Annotated in this window: 3 protein-coding genes; 2 read left to right on the top strand and 1 reads right to left on the bottom strand. The window is 67.0% G+C overall.

Annotation, left to right across the window (positions count from 1 at the left end):
- Both VEG08_04465 and VEG08_04460 read left to right on the top strand, forming a co-directional pair.
- Positions 1–479 (top strand): amidohydrolase family protein (locus tag VEG08_04465; GenBank protein HXZ27238.1); only part of this gene is annotated, 479 nt, incomplete at its 5' end.
- A gap of 117 nt (positions 480–596) precedes the next feature.
- Complete coding sequence (locus tag VEG08_04460; protein HXZ27237.1) at positions 597–3,230, top strand: M1 family aminopeptidase; 2,634 nt, start codon at positions 597–599, stop codon at positions 3,228–3,230.
- Positions 3,231–3,325: 95 nt separating this feature from the next.
- Here VEG08_04460 and VEG08_04455 read toward each other — a convergent pair.
- On the bottom strand, positions 3,326–3,877 hold a 552-nt coding region (locus tag VEG08_04455; GenBank protein HXZ27236.1), incomplete at its 5' end, for a S16 family serine protease.

Here is a 3,877-nt window from a genome sequence, read left to right as displayed (position 1 = left end):
TGTGGCCCCTGCTGCGCTTCCAACCGGCCTCGTTCGATCACCTGGATCACGTGGTGGACGAGGACATCCCGCAACTCGCGCGCCGCGGCACGGTGGCCACGCTGCTGCCCGGCGCCAACTACTTCCTGGGGCTGGAGCAGTATCCGCCGGCGCGCAAGCTGATCGACGCCGGGGTGGCGGTGGCGCTGGCTACCGATTACAATCCCGGCACCTCGCCCACGCCCAGCATGCCCTTCGTGCTCTCGCTGGCCTGCACCCACATGAAGATGACGCCGGCGGAGGCCATCGCCGCCGCCACCATCAACGGGGCCTGCGCGCTGGGGCTGGGGGCGTCGAAAGGCAGCGTGGAGGCAGGCAAGGATGCCGACTTGGCTGTCTTCGAGGTGGAAGACTACCGCGAAGTGCCCTACTGGTTTGCGGCGCAACGCTGCCAGGGGGTGGTCATGGGCGGCCGCTATTTTCCCGGTGGTGGCCGCTAACCCGCGAGCGGCGCGGGCGTCGAACAGGATAGAATGCTGGAACCTTGGGGCGGGGCATCGCGTATCCACCTGCGTGCCGGTCTGCGTGCCTTCCAAAAAAACTGTCTGGGAGATGCCATGAAGCGCTTTGCACCGGGTTGTGTGCTCGTTCTGGGTCTGGCTTTGGCGGCGGCAGCGCAGCGGCTGCCCGACACGGTCACGCCGCACCACTACATCCTGAAGTTCACTCCCGACCTGAAGACGGCGAAGTTCACGGGCGAGGAGACCATCCACGGGACCGTGAACCGCCCCACCAAGGAGATCGTGCTGAACGCGCTGGAGATCGAGTTCCAGAAGGTGACGGTACAGGCGCTGCCCGGCGGGCCGGTGCAGACCGCCCGAGTCACGCTGCAGCCGGAGAAGGAGATGGCCACCCTCACCGTGGACCAGGAATTGCCCCAGGGGCTGGTGGAGATCAAGATCGAGTACACCGGCATCCTGAACGACCAGTTGCGCGGCTTCTACCTGAGCAAGAGCAAGACCCGCCGCTACGCCATGACGCAGATGGAGGCCACCGACGCGCGCCGCGCCTTCCCCTGCTGGGACGAGCCCGCTTACAAGGCGCCCTTCAGCATCAGCGTGGTGGCGGACAAGGGCGACACCGCCATCTCCAACGGGCGGATCGAGAAGGACGAGCCCGGGCCCGGCCCCGACCAGCACACCATCACCTTCTCGCAGACACCCAAGATGTCCACCTACCTGGTGGCGCTGGGAGTGGGCGACTTCAAGTGCGTGGAGGGCAGCAGCGACGGCATTCCCATCCGCATCTGCACCACGCCCGACAAGGTCGAGCTGGGCAAGGTGGCGCTGGAGTCCGCCGAGCACATCCTGCACTTCTACGATCAGTACTACAGCATCAAGTATCCCTACGGGAAGCTGGACGTGCTGGCCTCGCCCGATTTCTCCGCCGGCGCCATGGAGAACACCGCCGACATCGTCTACCGCGAAGTGCTTCTGCTGGTGGACGAGCGCACCGCCTCCCCCGACTTCCGCAAGCTGGTGGCCGACGTGCTCGCCCACGAGATGGCGCACCAGTGGTTCGGAGACCTGGTCACCATGAAGTGGTGGGACGACATCTGGCTCAACGAGGGCTTCGCCACCTGGATGAGCCCCAAGCCGGTGCGCGCCTGGCACCCGGAGTGGAACAACCGGCTGGACGAAGTGCAGTCGGACAACGAGGCCAAAGGAGTGGATTCGCTGGCGGCCACGCGCGCCATCCGCACCCCGGCCAACACCCCGGCGGAGATCAGCGAGCTGTTCGACGCCATCGCCTACAACAAGACCGCTGCCGTTCTGCGCATGGTAGAAAACTACGTGGGACCAGAGACTTACAGGCAAGGGGTCAACCAATACTTGCAGGAGCACGCTTACGGCAACGCCACCGCCGAAGACTTCTGGAACACCATCGCCAGGGTCTCGGGCAAGCCCGTGGACAGGATCATGAAGAGCTTCGTGGACCAGCCGGGCGTGCCCTTGGTCAGCGTGAGCGCCAAGTGCGCGGGCGGCTCGACCACGGTGGACCTGAAGCAGGGGCGCTTCTTCTACGATCGCAAGCTGGAGTCCGGCAATGACGAGCTGTGGCAGATCCCGGTGTGCCTGAAGACCCTGGCCGCTTCCGGCAAGCAGGAGAGCCGGTGCGAGCTGCTGACCCAAAAGCAGCAGAGCTTTACCTGGAAGGGCTGCGCGCCCTGGATCGCGGCCAACGCCGATGCCCGGGGCTACTACCGCACCTCGTATGCTTCTGCGGACCTTTCCAAGCTGGCGGCGGCGGCGAGCGGGGAACTGTCGGCCGAAGAGCAGGTGGCGCTGGTGGACGACCAGTGGGCGATGGTGCGCGCCGGGCGCAGCAGCCTGGGCGACTACCTGCAACTGGCCGAGAGCATGAAGGACATCCGCAACCGGGCCGCCTGGGAGGCCCTCGACGGTCATCTGCAGGATGTATCCGACTACGTGGTCGGCGACGCCGATCGGGCCCAGTACCAGGCCTGGGTGCGTAACCTATTGCGCCCCGCGCTCGAGGAATTAGGCTGGCAGTCGAGCCCGGAAGAGAGCGCCGATCGCAAGGCCCTGCGCGCCACCGTGATCTTCACCCTGGGATACGCCGGGCGAGATCAAGAGGTCATCGCCCACGCCACCCGCCTGGTGCGGCAGGCGATGGGAGGCAGCGCCAGCGTCGATCCGACGCTGCTGGCTGCCATCACCCCCCTGGCCGCGATCCACGGCGACCAGGCCCTCTACGAAGAGTACCTGGCGGCCATGAAGGCGGCCAAGTCGCCGGAAGAGTACTACCGGTACTTCTACGGGCTGGCGGCGTTCCGGCGGCCGGAGCTGGTGGAGCGGAACCTGAGGTACGCGCTCAGCCCGGAGGTGCGCAACCAGGACGCCACCGGCTTCCTGGGCTCGATCCTGGGCAGCACCGACCCGCAAAAGCGCAAGCAGGCGTGGAGCTTCATCAAGGCCAACTGGCCGCAACTGGAGAACCGCCTGGCCAGCTACACCCGCGGCGATATCTTCGGCGCCACCGCGGCCATGTGCGACGCCTCCGATCGCGACGACGTGCAGGCCTTCTTCGCACAGCACCCGATCCCGTCGGCCGAGCGCACCATGCGCCAGAGTCTGGAGCGCATGAACAACTGCATCGACATGCGGGAGCAGCAAGGTTCGCGCTTGGCTCTGTGGCTGAAGCAGCAGCCCGAGAAAGGCGGGAACTGAGGTCCCGGGGCGCCGCCGGCAGCGCAAGAAACAAGGCCGGCAGAGCAAGAAACAAGGCCCGCTTGCGCGGGCCTGAATCCCCTCTGGAACAAGCCCTACTGGCGGGCGGCGGGCGCGTCGCCCGGAGGCTCGGCCGGGAGCACCGAGGCGGGCTCGCCCACGGTCGCGGGAAGCGGCCCTTCCAGCGCCAATTGCAGCACCTCGTCCATGTTGTCGACGAAGTGCAGTTTGAGTTCGTTGCGCAGGTTCTCGGGGATGTCGGGCAGGTCCTTCTCGTTCTCCCGGGGCAGGACGATCTCGAAGATGCCGGCGCGGTGGGCGGCCAGCAGCTTCTCCTTGAGCCCGCCGATGGGCAGGACCTTGCCGCGCAGCGTGATCTCGCCGGTCATGGCCACGTCGCGGCGCACCGGGACGCGGCTCATGGCGCTGGCGATGGCGGTGGCGATGGTGATGCCCGCCGAGGGCCCGTCCTTGGGGATGGCGCCCTCGGGAACGTGCACGTGGATGTCCACGGCGCGGTAGAAGTCGCGGGGCACGCCCAGGCGCTGCGCTCGCGAGCGCACGTAGGAGAGCGCCGCTTGCGCCGACTCCTGCATCACGTCGCCCAGCTTGCCGGTGAGCAGCAGCTTGCCCTTGCCGTCCACGAT

The sequence above is a fragment of the Terriglobales bacterium genome (genome assembly GCA_035624475.1).
In the GTDB taxonomy this organism is placed as follows: Bacteria; Acidobacteriota; Terriglobia; order Terriglobales; family Acidobacteriaceae; genus DASPRL01.
This window is presented reverse-complemented; position numbering and strand designations above follow the sequence as displayed.

Excerpts from the sequence above, each read along its gene's own strand:
- VEG08_04460 (HXZ27237.1), top strand. The coding sequence starts at position 597 with ATGAAGCGCTTTGCACCGGGTTGTGTGCTCGTTCTGGGTCTGGCTTTG.